1 protein-coding gene is annotated in these 559 nt (G+C 47.4%); it reads right to left on the reverse strand.

All coding sequences use genetic code 11. The annotated features are described in order from the left end of the window. Positions 1-92: 92 nt before the first annotated feature. The coding region (locus tag ACVRRC_RS22265) for a transglycosylase SLT domain-containing protein (RefSeq protein ID WP_472997619.1) at positions 93-559 on the reverse strand (467 nt) is incomplete at its 5' end.

Genomic DNA, 559 nt, shown 5'->3' on the forward strand with positions numbered 1-559 from the left:
GGTCATCTTCAGACAGTACAAATGGACTGCGGAAAAAGGATTGCGCACGCGTTTCCAGAGAAGCTGCACAGCTCAATAAGGAGATATTTTCATTAACCATTTTCAATCAGCCTCTTCCAGATCCTGAGCACATTCGTTCCATAGTTCCGCGCTTTTTCACGCAGTTCAGGGTTCGGAGTGTGATAACTACCAATGGCCAAAACGATGTCATCCGGGGAGTTTTTGATTGCGTTGCATAACACTTTCGCACCAACCCGAATGTTAGTGTCTACATCCAGAAGATCTTCTGGCTTACTGACGTACCTGCCGTTCCAGCGATAGTTGACCTGGGCGATACCGATATCGGTAACTTTAGATGCAGCCATGTAGCGCTTAAGCGCACGTTTCGCATCTTCGTAATTTTTTGGATAGTAGGCACCGTAAACTGCATTATTCAGTGCCCACGGACTTGGGGCGACATAACCGCCGCCACCGGCACGCTGCTTACTTTCCCATAAAGCAACAGCATATAAGAGATGTGGATCAAGACCGCATTCATTCTTGGCATGTTTTTCCCATG

It is taken from the genome of Stutzerimonas sp. LR2, from assembly GCF_055755175.1.